The sequence below is a fragment of the Microbacterium sp. SORGH_AS_0969 genome, assembly GCF_030818255.1.
In the GTDB taxonomy this organism is placed as follows: Bacteria; Actinomycetota; Actinomycetes; order Actinomycetales; family Microbacteriaceae; genus Microbacterium.
In genome coordinates this window covers 1,278,915-1,294,012 of sequence record NZ_JAUTAG010000001.1, presented here as the reverse complement: position 1 = coordinate 1,294,012, position 15,098 = coordinate 1,278,915, and the positions used below count along the sequence as shown (strand labels likewise).

The window sequence follows — 15,098 nt, the reverse complement described above, 5'->3', positions numbered from 1 at the left end:
GCCAGTCTCCTGCTTCAAGACACCCACTCCTCGCGCCTTCTTCACGTTGGGCGCGAGGCGAAGTCGGCCAGGAGGGCAACGCCGCGATCTTGACGAGACCGCCGTCGACTCACCCCGACTCTTTCCACTCCGGTGCCCCGTCGCCCCCCACCAGATTGGACCTGCGCGGTATTCTCTCTTCTTCATACTGACCCGAGCAGCACGCCGGCGCCCGCAACATGTTTCACGTGAAACACCGCTTGCGAGAGACACAATGAGCCGATGGGAACAGCGTCCTGGACGGTTCTCGCCGCGCACTCGCGCTAACCGCAGGTTCAGCACAACCCCAACGCGCGACCGGGCGACGATAGGTGGGAGCCAACCACTCAGCTCACGACCCGCTCTCGACGGGCGGTTGAGTTGTCCCATGAGAACGCCGCACGCCGCGGTGAGGAGTCGTCTCATCAGAAAGCACTGCCACGCCCGAGGCGTTGTCGTGCGGTGGCTCGTGCGGAAGTCGCGAGTCCCCGCGGACGGCCCGAACGCGGGTAACGACGCCGACGCTGCATTGGCTTCCAGCAGTCGTGGAGTACATCCGTCAGAGCTGGGGCTGAGCGGGTGTCGCCCGGACCTAGCTTTCACCCGCCGACACATCCCGCCCGTAGTCGTCTATGAACCGCGAGCCAGCAGGTATGCGGGCAGCGGGCTCACCGCGGGATGCGTACACCCACACTCGATGTTGACACCAAAGCGTGAAGTGCCCTCGGCGGATAGTTGCGGGCGTCAGTCGGGGCTGGACACTGAGCAAGCACCTCGTGCGACCCATCATGGATAATCGCCCATCCATTATCCGACACCGCCCGGCAAGGCCGACGTTCGGTCCCGTGATGGCGTCACGTGCGCCGTAGCCACCAGACCGATGCTGGTCTCGCCGGCCGCTCCTGGTGGACCGCTCGCACTGCTCAGCGTGCACGCGTTCCACGTGAAACGCGCGAACCCGTCGGCCGGACTCAGGCCACCCAACACCCTATGCGTGCACCTCATGGAGAATCGTGTTGGCACACGACCTCGGCGGGAACTTCCCTCGGCGCATCCGCCGCTCACGGGCAGGTCGACGCGTGCGCTCGACTGCGGACTGCACACCACAGGCCTGACCGCGGCTCTGACGGCGCGGGGAGGTCGGTCTGATCGCGCCATCCACCTCAGCGCCCCAATCCTGCCTCGAATAACCTCTGCGCCGCTCAACAGCAGCGCAGGCAGGATCCGGTGGCAAATGCTCGCGACGTACCGAGTGACAGACCCCGGTCCAGAACCGCCAACGTGCGACCAGCCATCGCGAAACGCGGGCACCACCCTTGAGGGACCTGTGGGGGATGAGCTCGCCGCATCATTCGATCAGGTCACTGTTCTCATCCTGAGGCGTCCTGCTTTCAGCCACGAAGTCTTGCGCACGCACAGGTCCCCGACCACGCGCGGCGCCCTGATTTCCACCGGGACAGTCGCGGGTCTTCTTTGGTCTGGACGGCGCGCATCGGAACCTCCGACCGTCCACTGCGTGTGACTTGCTCTGACGAGCAGTCCACTCACGTTCACGGGACCCGACATCACCTGGAATGGACACGCTCGGCATCTTCGGGCCAACGGATCGGTGAACTCACCGCCGTGCGCGACCTGCACGCGAAAGACCGCACGCGTGGTGGCCTGGACACGTACCTGCACGTGTCAGTTGACTCCACGACTCGCTCATCAGCCAGCCGAATCGACGAGCAGATGTCTCAAGATCACCGGCCTTTGCACACTAGCTCGCACGCCCGTGCGTCCGTGCTGGTAGGTCTCGCGTGCCAGCAGCTCTTGCACAACTCGTGCGCGCTCCTGCGCTGCTAGGGCGTGTCTGACAAAGGTTGGTGCGTTTGGCTGAGAGCCTGGGGTCGTGTCGCGGTTCCAGTTGCTCTCTGATGCTCAGTGGTCGTTGATTGAGTCGATGTTGCCGAAGCCGACGGGGCGTCCGGGGCGGAAGTTCTCGGATGCGCGGTCGATGTTGGAGGGCATCATCTACCGGTACCGGTGCGGCATCGCGTGGCGTGATCTGCCCGAGGTGTTCGGGCCCTGGCAGACGGTATGGACCTGGCATCACCGGCTCGCCACCGAGGGGACGTGGGACACGATCGTGTCCACACTGATCGCCCAGGCCGACGCCGAAGGGATGGTGGACTGGTCGGTGTCGGTGGATTCCACGATCGCTCGCGCGCATCAGCACGCAACGAACACGACCCGCCCCACAGGGGGCTGGATCGAATTACACGAATCTGACCGTCGAGCCGCCTGATCACGGCATCGGCCGCTCGAGAGGTGGTCTGTCGACGAAGATCCATCAACTCGTCGACGGCAACGGGTTTCCGCTGGTCACCGTGATCACTCCCGGCCAGGCTGGTGATTCACCGATGCTGATCCCGATGCTGGAGCAGCTGCGCGTGACCCGACCGGTCGGACGGCCTCGCACACGTCCGAATGCGGTCCGCGGCGACAAGGCGTACTCGTCGCGCGCGATCCGAGCGCACCTGCGCGGCCGGGGAATCAAGGCCGTGATCCCGGAACCGCGTGACCAGCAAGGTCACCGCAAACGCCGCGGATCCCGCGGCGGCAGGCCCGTCGGGCTCGACGCCGATGACTACCGCAACCGCAACGTCATCGAGCGGCGGTTTTGCCACACCAAGCAATGGCGAGGCCTCGCCACCCGCTACGACAAGTTAGCGGTCGTATTCCGCGCCGCCGTCCTCATCCACGCCACCATCACCTGGACCAAGACATTGTCAGACACGGCCTAGGGCTTCCCGCGCGCGGACACCACGTACGTTCACACAGTACGCATGGGTCGGCAACGACATCCCGACGCCAGGGGACCGCGGGCGTACGGCAAAGAATGTTTCACGTGAAACAGGAACGCCGAACGTGCGGGTCGGGTGCAAAAACGATCGGATAGGCGTGACGTGCTCCTCACGCCGCCAACTCATCCCAGAAAACTGTCGCCACGCGGCGCCTCGACGTCAGGGGGAGTAGCGCACGCCTCGTTCCACGTGAAACATCACGCCTGGTCACACGCCTCAGACGTGCGCACTCAGGAGGATCACACGTGACGGGGCTTCAGCCCACTCAGACCGCTACGCGACTCAGGCGTAGCGGATCTCATGGACCTCTGCCATCGAGACGCGAGATGTATCCGAGACGCGACCCTGGCAGCGGCGCTTCTCCCAGCACTTCCCTACGCACACGAAATGATCTCGGCAGTCGAGCGACACCCAGCATCCTGCGACGACCGCCAAGATCACAGACGCCCGCGCGTCGCAGCATCCCGTCACTTCCTCATCGAACCCCCTGTGCGACAACCGCACTCTGCGGGACCATCTCACGCAGCAGGTCGATCTGCTCGAATTCTCGATTCAACCTGGCACGCGAGCACGCAGGTCGGCTCGAGCAGCCCGCAGTGCGCGTCCACTTTCCCTCCAGGAGCCGACAACCGTGTCACCCGCGACCGTCACGGCGGGCGACGCTCGTGCGCCGCGCCGCTCCGAGGGCGCCGAAACCCACGGCGGCACCGAACACACGCCGAGCTCCGAGGCCTGGCAACACGCCACACACCAGTCCGGCGTCGCGGTGAGACGGTGAGCCGCGCAACACTGCCTGCGCAATGGTGCGAGCGATGACCGATAGAGCCGGGATGCCGTCCCATCGTGCCGCTCACCCACGGAAACCGGGCGAGCGCTGGCCTCGCTCAAACAACTCTCGTGTCGAACACCGTCGCCTGTCACACCCTGATCGCGCCGGTCACCGACGACGTGCGCATCGCCGTCTCGAGGTCTGTCTCCGACGCCTTGAGTCTCAACCGGGGTCAGCCGAACAACGCGCGGGCGCGGTCACTCCTCCGTTCACGCCCCGACACGAGCTCGCGCCGGGGAAGGGCCCTCGTGTCACACGACCTCGACATCAAACGACGCCCTCACCGCCCATGCGCGCGAACCCTGGCAGTTGACAACCTGTCCAACCGACATTGATGCCCATCGCAGAAGCCACTGACCCCGGCGTGCGGGCGCCGCAACTCCACCGCCGACAACGCCGCCGACGGCTCACGCCGGTGCCGGTCATCGCCCTGAAACCACCGACTCTTGCGATCACGGGAGTTTTAGAGGTCGGGCACTTCCGACGATCACCAAGCAGCAGGCTTCCGGCCGCGTTGTACGGACACCTCCCCTGGCCGCGGGGGAGAGGTGAAGCGCGATCTCCCTTGAGCAGGACACCGAGCATGGCCTCGGCCAGGGACCACATCCAGACGCGAGCGACTTCAGATGTTGATCAGAACTCTCCGTCGAGCTTCTCCTGTCACCGCAGTCGAGCGCAGGTGATTGAGGTCCCATGGCATTGCCCCACGAGCCCGCCAGATGCTTCCCACCAGACTCGGTCGAAAGGGCCACGCCCACTTGGAAAAGGAATCGCACTCTCTCACCGCCGACGCACCGGGCCATCACCGAGGGTGAGGATGCACAGCCGTCATCGACACCACGGGACTCTGAGAGTCGCGTTTCACGTGGAACGCGCGCTCCCCATGCGGCGGTAACGTCCGCAGTGACCATCCAAGGATTGACGCACGCGGGCACCCGGGTTCACGCCGGAAGCACTGCGATGCACGTCTTTCAATCGAGAAGCTCGTGACGGTCGTACTGAAAGCGCCGCACGTACTTGTCATACATGTTCGCGGGCCACGCTACGCATACGTCGCGTCCGCGGCCCGAAGAGAACAGTGCTTCACCGAAGCCTCACGCGGGCTGGTGAGACAGCACCGCGATCAGTCGCGGTAATCAGGCTCGCGAGCGGCGGAAGAAAGAGCTCGTCAGCGCGATACCGTCGCGACGAACACGCGTGTCGGCTCGTCCAGCTGACCCTCGCCGACGACCTCAACGCGCACATCCGTCAGTCCGAAGCGGCGCACCTGCTTCGCGGCCGCGTCGATCTCGGCCGCGACATTCGCTCCCTTCAAGAGCACCAGTCGACCGCCCGGACGAACCAGGGGAGCCGTGAAGGGGAGCAAGGTGCGGAGCGCACTCACCGCACGCGCGGTGACGACGTCGAACGAACGCCCACCGGTCCACTCTTCCCCGCGCATTCGAGCGACCGTGACGTTCGAGAGTCCGAGGGCCTCCGCCTGCTCGGTCAACCAGATCGTCCGGCGCTCCATCGGCTCGATGAGCGTCCACTGCACGTCCGGGCGCGCGATCGCGAGAACGATCCCCGGCAGACCGGCACCAGAACCGATGTCCGCCGCCTGCCCTTCGAAGAAGGGCGCCGCGACAGCACTGTTGAGGATGTGACGTGTCCACAGACGTGGGACCTCGAGCGGACCGATCAGACCGCGTTTCTCGCCATGCTGCGCGAGAGCCTCGGTGAATCGCCGAGCGAGGCTGAGACGATCACCGAAGATCTCCGCGGCGACAGCCGGCTCCGGCTCCAGCTCCAACGGCATCCGGGTCCTCAGCTACGGCGCAGAACGGTGTGACGGTCCGCGCCCTCGCCGAAGGATTCGGACACGCAGCCGCGCTCCGCGGCGATGTCGTGGACGAGCTTGCGCTCGTAGCTCGACATCGCCGGCAGAGACGCCTGCGAAGCGCCTTCGTCCAGGCGTTCGATCGCGCGGTCGACGAGGTTCTCGAGCTGACGCTGGCGCGCGTCGCGCGAGCCGCCGACGTCGAGGATCAGTCGGGAGAAGCGACCGGTCGCGTTCTGCACGGCGAGACGCGTGAGCTCTTGGAGGGCCTGAACCGTGTCAGGGTGCGACAGCGACGACAGCGCGCTCGCGTCGTCCGCCTCCACGGACACGTAGGCACGCCCGGCACGCACGTCGAGGGCGAGATCACCGTCGATATCGGCGATGTCGAGCAGACCCTCCAGGAAGTCGGCGGCGATGTCGCCCTCTTGCTCGAGCTGCTCTTCGGTGGCGGCGTTCTGGTCGGTCGAGATCTGCTCGGACGTCGTCATGATGTCTCCGGTCGTCAGGAGGAGGGGTCGGATGCGGCGGAGCCGGGGGCCGGCCGTGCCGGGGAGCCGGGCTTGTTGCCCTGCTGCTTCTTGGCACGCTGCTTGCCGACCGGCTGCTGCCGCTTGGGCTGCGCTGCACGGGCGCGCTCGGCCTCTTCGAGGAGACGCTGCTGCTCGGCGCGGTACTTCTCGATCGGGACGACCTTGCCGCTCGAATCGATCGCCTTGCCCTTGCGCGCGAGGCGCTCTTCGCGGGCCTTCGCCGCGTCCGATCCGGGGGTCGGCATCTCGCGGATGACGACGAACTGCTGGACCATCGTCCACAGGTTGCTGACGAACCAGTAGATGACGACACCGAGCGGGAAGAAGACGCCCGAGAAGATGAACGCCAGCGGAAGGATGTAAAGCATCACCTTCTGCATCTGGTACGCCTGGCCGGTCTTCGCCTCGGGGGAGAGGTTCTTCGAGATGATCTGCAGCTGCGTGAAGAACTGCGACGCGATCATCAGCACCACCAGCGTGAGCAGGATCGCCACGGTGACCTGGCCGTCGGGCTGGCTCCACGCCGTCACGAGGTTCACGTGCATGGATGCCACGTCGAACAGACGCGCGTCGTAGAACTCGGTCGTGAGCTCGGGGGTGAGCAGACCCACACCACCGACGCCGCTCGCGGCGTGCTTCGACACGTCGTTCAGCACGCTGAACAGGGCGAAGAAGATCGGCATCTGCACCAGGAGCGGGAGGCAGCTCGAGACCGGCGTCGTGCCGTGCTTCTTGTACAGAGCCATGGTCTCGCGGCTCATCGCCTCGCGAGACAGCTGGTCGCGCTTGCCCTTGTACTTCTCCTGCACCTTGCGCAGTTCCGGAGCGATCTCCATCATCTTGCGCTGGCTCTTGATCTGCTTCACGAAGAGCGGGATCAGGGCGGCACGCACGATGAGCACGAGACCCACGATCGAGAGCACCCAGGTGAGGCCCGCGGCCGGCGCCATACCCAACGCCGTGAACAGCGCGTGCCAGCCCACCAGCACGAGCTCGACCATCCATTTCAACGGCCAGAGGATGGTCCCAATGAGATCGAATTGCACGATCAGTCCTTCCGGGAGGGCACGACGAATCCGTGCGGAGTGAGTTCGTGACGGAAGGCGCGGTGAGGACGGACATCGTCGATGCCTCCCTGAGCCCAGGGATGACAGCGTGCGAGGCGGGCCGCGGTCAGCGCGACACCCTTGACGAGTCCGTGCTGCTGCACGGCGCCTACCGAATAGGCAGAACAGGACGGGTAGTACTTGCAGACGTCGCCATAGACGTGCGAGATCGTCGCGCGATACGCGTGCAACAGGGCCAGTCCCGCGTTCCTGGGGAGGAGCGGGACGGATGCCACCACCGCGGACAGCTCGAAATGAGCCGTCCCGGTGGACGAGGTGGGGAGGGTCGAGGCGCTCATGCGAAAGCCTTCCGCTGCAAGCAACGAAGGACGTCGGACCGGAGCGACGCGTAATCGGCGGTCGCCGAGGAGGGGAGTGCCCGGATCACGACCGAGGCGCCCCCGCGGACAGACGGGAGCGCCTCGGCGCACACCGCCTTCAGGCGGCGGCGGATGGTGTTGCGGATCACCGCGGATCCGACCTGCTTGCTCACGATGAAACCGAAACGGGCGGGGCCGTCTTCGTCCACGCTGCCGACATAGGTCACGGCGTGCGTTCCGGCGCACCGAGTCCCCCGGCGGACAGTGGCTTTATAGTCCGATCCGCGGGTGAGTCGGTTCGGCTTCGCGAGCACCGGGTGAATCAGGCCGAGAGTTCGGTGCGGCCCTTGGCACGACGGGCCGCGAGGATGCCGCGGCCGGCGCGCGTGCGCATGCGGGCGCGGAAGCCGTGCTTCTTGGCGCGGCGACGGTTGTTGGGCTGGAAGGTGCGCTTGCTCATGGGTCACTCCGGAGGTGGTGTCGCCCGATGCTCTTCTGCCGGGGACGTGGGTCGGGACTGCCGTATAGGCATAAGTCAACCGACTAAGGCTACGTCGCGCGCGCCCTTAACTCAAACCGAGAAACCGACCGCCCATTATCCCCAGTCGTTGTCCACAGGCGTGGCAAAGACACGCGACAGCGTTCTACAGTGGATTTTGCTCCGGATGAGCCGCGAACTAGCGTGGCCCCGGAAGTTATCCACAGGTTCGACGTGACTCCGTCGGTCTGCCCGCGCGCCGAGATCCCGGAGGGGACATGTCATTGCACGAAGTACCGGATGTTCCCGTCTGGTCCGCCGTGCTCGACCACCTTCTCAAGGACGAGCGCGTCACGCCGCAGCTCCACGGCTTCCTGAACCTCGCCGTTCCCCAGGGCGTGATGGGCGGCACCCTGTACCTCGATGTCCCCAATGACCTGACTGCAGGGCAGATCAACAAGCGCATGCGGGCTCCCATCCTCGAGGCTCTGACCCAGGTTCAGGGGCCCGACCCCGAAGTGAACGCGTTCCGTGTGGTCGTGAATCCCGACCTGATCGATTCGCCGCGACCCACTCCTGCCGACGAGCGCTCCGTGTCGGCGCCGGCCGGTCACTCACTCATCCCCGAGCAGGCTCCGGAGCCGATCGTCCCGGCTTCTCGCAGCGACACCCGACTGAACCCGAAGTACACCTTCGACAACTTCGTCATCGGCCAGTCCAACCGATTCGCCCACGCAGCGGCTGTCGCCGTCGCCGAAGCGCCGGCGAAGGCCTACAACCCGCTCTTCATCTATGGGGACTCGGGACTGGGCAAGACCCACCTGCTGCACGCGATCGGCGACTACGCCGCGAGCATGTACGCCGGCATCCGCGTCCGATACGTCTCGAGCGAAGAGTTCACGAACGACTTCATCAACTCGATCGCGAACAACCGCGGCTCGGCGTTCCAGGCCCGATATCGCGACGTCGACATCCTTCTGATCGACGACATCCAGTTCCTCCAGGGGCGTGCCGAGACGCAGGAAGCCTTCTTCCACACGTTCAACACCCTGCACGACCACGACAAGCAGGTCGTGATCACGAGCGACCTGCCCCCGAAGCAGCTCACGGGCTTCGAAGATCGCATGCGGAGTCGCTTCGAGTGGGGCCTCATCACCGATGTGCAGGCGCCCGACCTCGAGACCCGCATCGCGATCCTCCGTAAGAAGGCGCAGAGCGAACGTCTCCTCATTCCCGACGACGTCCTCGAGTACATCGCCACAGTGGTGTCGTCGAACATCCGCGAACTCGAGGGTGCCCTCATCCGCGTTTCCGCGTTCGCGAGTCTGAACCGGTCGACCCTCGACATGTCGCTCGCGCAGACGGTGCTTCGCGACATCATCGATCAGGACGACGCCAATGTCGTCTCTCCGACCGACATCATCACGGCGACCGCGCAGTACTTCAAGCTCTCGGTCGACGACCTCTACGGTTCGAGCCGATCACAGGCCGTCGCCACCGCCCGGCAGATCGCGATGTATCTCTGCCGCGAGCGTACGAGCCTGTCACTGCCCAAGATCGGACAGCTGTTCGGCAACCGCGACCACACCACCGTCATGTACGCCTACAAGAAGATCAGCGACCTCATGAAGGAGCGTCGATCGATCTTCAACCAGGTCTCGGAGATCACGAGCCAACTCGGACGTATGCGCTGAGAGCTCGTCTCCCGCACCGGGCCCGTCCGCATCCGCGGTCGGGCCTTTCGTCTTTTTCGCCCGGGAGAACCCGTCACAACCTCTTCCGCGAAGACTTTTCGCACGGTTCTACACAGTGTGGAAAACCTGTGGATAACTCCAAATCTCTGCGGATGACTTGTGTACGACGCGCCTTAACCTGTGGACGGCAGGCGCACCCCCTTCGAGTGCCGTCGTGTTAACTGCGCAGGCTCTCCGCAACGCCTCCACAGGTCACACTGGTGTCGTTCCCTTCTGTTAACAGGGATCCGTCGAGTTATCCACACTCTCCACAGCTGTTAACAAGATGAAAGATCCCATTTGAGTTAAGAGAGATTCGATGACCTCGTGGTGCGAAGGCACGCACATCGGGGGCGCCTCGGTCGGGGACTAGCATGGGTAAGCCATACCCGCCGTCAAGGGAGCGTCCGTGAAGTTCCACGTCAATCGCGATGTGTTCAGCGAAGCCGTCTCGTTCGTGGTCAAGCTCCTGCCGCAGCGCAATCCGCAGCCGATCCTCGCGGGTGTGCTCATCGAGGCCGGCGATCAGGGACTCACGCTCGCCGCGTTCGACTACGAAGCCTCCGCGCGGACGACGATCGAGGCGACGGTCGACGAGCCCGGCACGATCCTCGTCCACGGTCGTCTTCTCAGCGACATCGCCAGCCGCCTGCCGAACGCTCCCATCCAGATCGCCGTCGACGACGACGGCGGAATCCTGCTCACGTGCGGGTCGGCGCGGTTCACCCTCGCCTCGATGCCCGTCCAGGAGTACCCCGCCATCCCCGAGGTCACGGGTGAGTCGGGTCTGGTCCCCGCGGACGAGTTCGCCACCGCGATCGCGCAGGTGGCCTTCGCGGCGTCCCGCGACGACGTCACCCCCGTCCTCACCGGCGTCCAGCTCGAGGTGAGCGGAACGCGGCTCAGCCTCGTCGCCACCGACCGCTACCGCGTCGCGCTGCGCGAGATCCCCTGGGACGGCGGGCACGCGGCATCCGACGAGACGACCTCGGCGCTGGTGCCCGCGCGCACCCTGCAGGAGGTCGGCAAGACCTTCGCGCACGGCGGCGACATCTCGATCGCCTTCTCGGGCTCCGGCGATCGCGAGATCATCGCGTTCACCGCGGCGAACAAGACCGTCACGTCTCTCCTCATCAAGGGCAACTTCCCCCCGGTGCGCCGGCTTTTCCCCGAGCAGACCGAGCACCACAGCGTCGTGAACACCGCAGAACTGGCCGAAGCCGTCCGCCGTGTGGCGCTCGTCCTCGACCGCTCCGCTCCGCTGCGCTTCACCTTCGGCGCCGACGGAGTGTCGATGGACGCCTCGGGGACCGAGCAGGCGCGCGCCACCGAGACAGTGGATGCCACGCTGGTCGGCGACGAGGTCACGCTCGGCCTCAATCCGCAGTACCTGCTCGAGTCGCTCGGTGCCGTGCGCAGCGAGTTCACCCGCATCACGTTCACGTCGAGCGACAACGCGAACAAGCTGAGCCCCGTGCTGGTCACCCCGCAGACCTCGGTCGACAAGGGCGGCGAGGGCACGTTCAAGTACCTGCTCCAGCCGAATCTGCTGCTGCGCTGAGCCGGCCCGGGCCGATCCTCGGGCTTCGGTGTCGGAGGCGGCCGGTAGTCTGACTCGGTGATCGTGGAGCAGCTGGGACTCAGGGATTTCCGCAATTACGCGGAAGTCGACGTCTCGCTCGCCACCGGCGCCAACGTCTTCGTCGGGCGGAACGGCCAGGGCAAGACCAACCTCGTCGAGGCGGTCGCCTACCTGGCCACGCTCGGTTCTCATCGCGTCTCCAGTGACGCGCCGATGGTGAGAGACGGGGCGGATGCCGCGATCGTCCGCGCGCGTCTCGCCCACGGGGAGCGCAGCGTCCTGCTCGAACTGCAGCTCAATCGCCAGGGCTCCAATCGCGCGCGCGTGAACGGCGTGAACGTCCGCACCGCCGAGTTGCCGCGCTACGCGCAGGTGATCCTCTTCGCGCCCGAGGACCTTCAGATCGTCCGCGGTGACCCGTCCGCACGCCGGCGCTTCGCCGACCAGCTGATCGTGCAACGCAGCCCCCGCATGGCCGCGGTCGTCGCCGACTACGACCGGGTCCTGCGTCAGCGCACCGCTCTGTTGAAGTCCGCTCGGGCGAGAGGGGTGCGCGGCGACGCCCTCGGCACGCTCGACGTGTGGGACGACAAGCTCGTCACCCTCGGAACCGAGCTCATCGAGGCGCGCCTGGCGCTGGCATCCGATCTGTCGGAGCCGGTGGCGCGGGCGTACGCGGCCATTGCCGGCGCCGACCACGAACCGCGCCTCGAATGGGCACTCTCCGTCGGAGGCGGCGACCCCGAAGAAGGCGACGCGGCGACCTCGACGTCGGCCGGGCCCCTCGCCGACCAGTTCCGCGCCGCCCTCACCGCTCGTCGTGCCGCTGAGCTCGAGCGCGGACTGACCCTCGTCGGCCCGCACCGTGACGACCTGGTCCTGCGAGTCCGCAACCTGCCCGTGAAGGGCTACGCCTCGCACGGGGAGTCCTGGTCGGTCGCGCTCGCTCTGCGACTGGCCTCGGCCGAGATCCTGCGCGCGGAGTCACGTCTCGGAGACCCGGTCCTGATCCTCGATGACGTGTTCGCCGAGCTCGACGCCGGACGCCGCGCGCGCCTCGCCGAGCTCGTCGGCGGATACGAGCAGGTGATCGTCACCTCCGCGGTCGAAGAGGACGTCCCCGACGCCCTCCGCGCCCACGTGGTTCGGGTGGAGGCGGGTCGGATCGTGAGCGACGACGATGAGTGACGACGATGAGTGACGACACCGAACTGCCCGAGACGATGGCGACCTACCTGCGCCTTCGTGGCCTCGAACCCTCGCCCTACCGCAAGAAGAGGCGTCGTCGGCGCACGGACGACGACGAGAACGCCCCCTTCACCCCCGGCCGCGACCCGCGGGGACTCGGCGACGTGCTCTCGACGCTCACGCAGTCCGCCGGGTGGGAGCCACAGCTCGCTCGCGAGGATCTGGTCCGCACCTGGCACGACGTCGCCGGTGCAGACACGGCTGCCCACACCCGTCCCGTCGCTCTGGACGCCGGCACTCTCACGGTCCAGGCCGACTCCACGGCGTGGGCGAAACAGCTCCAGCTCATGCGCGCGCAGATCCTGTCGGAGATCCTGCGTCGCTTTCCCGAGGCGGGTGTCGAAGCGATCCGGTTCGTGGGACCCGACGTCCCCTCCTGGAAATGGGGGCCCAGAGCCGTTCCAGGCCGCGGCCCGCGCGATACCTACGGCTAGGCCATGGTCGATCCCGCCTCGGGTCGATTTATCGCCGCGTAGGGGCGTACACGCCATTTCTGCAGGTCGCGCGCGATAGGATGGAAGCTCCGAGAACCGATCTGGAGCGCGCGTACCCATGACGTCCGAAAACCCCGACAGCGTTTCCGAGGAACCCGAAGCACCCTCCACCAAGGTTCCCAACGAGTACGGGGCCGACGCCATCCAGGTGCTCGAAGGTCTCGAGGCGGTCCGCAAGCGCCCCGGCATGTACATCGGCTCCACCGGCGAGCGGGGCCTGCACCACCTCGTCCAAGAGATCGTCGACAACTCCGTCGATGAGGCCCTGGCCGGGTACTGCGACACGATCGAGGTCACGATCCTCAGCGACGGCGCTGTCCGCGTCGTCGACAACGGCCGCGGCATCCCGGTCGACATGCACCGCACCGAGGGCAAGTCGACGGTCGAGGTCGTGCTCACGGTGCTGCACGCCGGAGGAAAGTTCGGAGGTGGCGGATACGCCGTGTCCGGCGGTCTGCACGGCGTCGGTTCGTCGGTCGTGAACGCGCTGTCGACTCGCCTCGAGGTCGAGGTCAAGCGGCAGGGTCACGTGTGGCGCCAGTCGTTCCGCGATGGCGGACACCCTCTGGCCCCGCTCGAGAAGGGCGAAGAAAGCGACCAGACCGGGACGACGATCACGTTCTGGCCGGATGCCACGATCTTCGACACCATCGACTTCGACTACGACACCCTCCGCACGCGTTTCCAGCAGATGGCGTTCCTCAACAAGGGCCTGCGCATCAGCCTCCGCGACGAGCGTCCGCAGTCGGTGGTCGTCGAGGGGGAGCCGGGCGAAGAGGTCACCGAGGCGCGCAACGACTCGTTCCTCTACGAGCGAGGTCTCGTCGACTACGTCGAGCACCTCAACCGTGTGCGCAAGGCCGATGTCGTCAACGACGAGATCATCGAGGTCGAGTCGGAAGACACCGAGCGTCACATCGCGCTCGAGCTCGCGATGCAGTGGACCACGGCATACACCGAGAACGTGTTCACGTACGCGAACACAATCAACACTCATGAGGGCGGCACCCACGAAGAGGGCTTCCGTGCCGCGCTGACCACGCTGGTCAACCGCTACGCCCGCGCGAACAACCTGCTCAAAGAGAAGGACGACAACCTCACCGGAGACGACATCCGTGAGGGACTCACCGCCGTCATCTCGGTGAAGCTGTCGGAGCCGCAGTTCGAGGGCCAGACGAAGACGAAACTCGGGAACACCGAGGCGCGTGCCTTCGTGCAGAAGGTCGTCGGCGACAAGCTCGGCGACTGGTTCGACCGCAACCCGGGCCAGGCGAAGAACATCATCCGCAAGGCGATCGATGCCGCAACCGCACGTCTCGCCGCGCGCAAGGCGCGCGAGACCGCTCGCCGCAAGAGCGTTTTCGAGTCGGCCGCGATGCCCGACAAGCTCAAGGACTGCACCTCGAAGGATCCCTCGATCAGCGAGATCTTCCTCGTCGAGGGTGACTCCGCCGGCGGTTCGGCCGTGCAGGGCCGTGACCCGCACACGCAGGCGATTCTGGCGCTGCGCGGCAAGATCCTCAATGTCGAGCGCGCGCGTCTCGACCGGGCACTGGGCAACAAAGAAGTCCAGGCGATGATCCAGGCCTTCGGCACGGGCATCGGCGAAGACTTCGACATGGCCAAGGCGCGCTACCACAAGATCGTGCTCATGGCGGATGCCGACGTCGACGGCCAGCACATCACCACGCTTCTTCTGACCCTGCTGTTCCGCTACATGCGCGGACTCATCGAGGCCGGTTTCGTCTATCTGGCTCAGCCGCCCCTCTACCGCCTGAAGTGGTCCAACCACCCGCACGAGTACGCCTACAGCGACCGTGAGCGCGACGCGATGCTCGTCGACGGCCAGGCCGCTGGTCGCCGTATCCCCAAGGACAACGGCATCCAGCGCTACAAGGGTCTGGGCGAGATGAACGACCACGAGCTCTGGGAGACCACGATGGACCCCGAGACGCGCACGCTGAAGCAGGTCACGATCGACGATGCCGCCGCGGCCGACGAGATCTTCTCGGTCCTCATGGGCGAAGACGTCGAGTCGCGCCGCAGCTTCATCCAGCGCAACGCCAAAGACGTCCGCTTCCTCGACATCTGA

At 66.0% G+C, this 15,098-nt stretch carries 12 protein-coding genes; 6 read left to right on the top strand and 6 right to left on the bottom strand.

The window, feature by feature from the left end; genetic code table 11:
- Nucleotides 1-1,909: 1,909 nt before the first annotated feature.
- A protein-coding gene (locus QE388_RS05980) for an IS5 family transposase (RefSeq protein WP_307383853.1) occupies nt 1,910-2,804 on the top strand; the annotation gives its coding sequence in 2 pieces (ribosomal slippage) (nt 1,910-2,260 and nt 2,262-2,804; 894 coding nt in all).
- Nucleotides 2,805-4,861: 2,057 nt separating this feature from the next.
- Here the strand turns inward: QE388_RS05980 and rsmG are convergent.
- The 6 genes from rsmG to rpmH are packed head-to-tail and all read right to left on the bottom strand — an operon-like array spanning nt 4,862 to nt 7,931.
- Nucleotides 4,862-5,491: a 16S rRNA (guanine(527)-N(7))-methyltransferase RsmG gene (rsmG, locus tag QE388_RS05975; RefSeq protein ID WP_307383851.1), complete on the bottom strand. Its 630-nt coding sequence runs from the start codon at nt 5,489-5,491 to the stop codon at nt 4,862-4,864.
- Between the two features lie 8 nt (nt 5,492-5,499).
- Entirely contained in the window at nt 5,500-6,003 is a 504-nt protein-coding gene (locus QE388_RS05970) for a R3H domain-containing nucleic acid-binding protein (protein ID WP_275796785.1), read from the bottom strand.
- 14 nt (nt 6,004-6,017) lie between these two features.
- Entirely contained in the window at nt 6,018-7,046 is a 1,029-nt protein-coding gene (yidC, locus tag QE388_RS05965) for a membrane protein insertase YidC (RefSeq protein ID WP_373426638.1), read from the bottom strand.
- 47 nt (nt 7,047-7,093) lie between these two features.
- On the bottom strand, nt 7,094-7,450 hold the full coding sequence (yidD, locus tag QE388_RS05960; RefSeq protein WP_013584600.1) for a membrane protein insertion efficiency factor YidD: 357 nt from the start codon (nt 7,448-7,450) through the stop codon (nt 7,094-7,096).
- Complete coding sequence (rnpA, locus tag QE388_RS05955) at nt 7,447-7,785, bottom strand: ribonuclease P protein component (protein WP_307383842.1); 339 nt, start codon at nt 7,783-7,785, stop codon at nt 7,447-7,449. The genes yidD and rnpA overlap by 4 nt, the downstream gene beginning before the upstream one ends.
- Nucleotides 7,786-7,793: 8 nt before the next feature.
- Nucleotides 7,794-7,931, bottom strand: a complete 138-nt coding sequence (gene rpmH, locus QE388_RS05950; protein ID WP_013584598.1) for a 50S ribosomal protein L34 — start codon at nt 7,929-7,931, stop codon at nt 7,794-7,796.
- A 296-nt stretch (nt 7,932-8,227) separates the two neighbouring features.
- Here rpmH and dnaA point away from each other — a divergent pair, with 296 nt between their 5' ends.
- From dnaA to gyrB, 5 genes are all read left to right on the top strand, one after another.
- Nucleotides 8,228-9,643, top strand: coding sequence for a chromosomal replication initiator protein DnaA (gene dnaA, locus QE388_RS05945; protein WP_307383839.1), 1,416 nt, complete (start codon nt 8,228-8,230; stop codon nt 9,641-9,643).
- A gap of 448 nt (nt 9,644-10,091) precedes the next feature.
- Nucleotides 10,092-11,243, top strand: coding sequence for a DNA polymerase III subunit beta (dnaN, locus tag QE388_RS05940; protein ID WP_275796820.1), 1,152 nt, complete (start codon nt 10,092-10,094; stop codon nt 11,241-11,243).
- A 57-nt stretch (nt 11,244-11,300) separates the two neighbouring features.
- On the top strand, nt 11,301-12,452 hold the full coding sequence (gene recF / locus QE388_RS05935) for a DNA replication/repair protein RecF (RefSeq protein WP_307383836.1): 1,152 nt from the start codon (nt 11,301-11,303) through the stop codon (nt 12,450-12,452).
- A gap of 5 nt (nt 12,453-12,457) precedes the next feature.
- Nucleotides 12,458-12,946: a DUF721 domain-containing protein gene (locus tag QE388_RS05930; protein ID WP_307383834.1), complete on the top strand. Its 489-nt coding sequence runs from the start codon at nt 12,458-12,460 to the stop codon at nt 12,944-12,946.
- Between the two features lie 118 nt (nt 12,947-13,064).
- Nucleotides 13,065-15,098: a DNA topoisomerase (ATP-hydrolyzing) subunit B gene (gene gyrB, locus QE388_RS05925; protein WP_058596194.1), complete on the top strand. Its 2,034-nt coding sequence runs from the start codon at nt 13,065-13,067 to the stop codon at nt 15,096-15,098.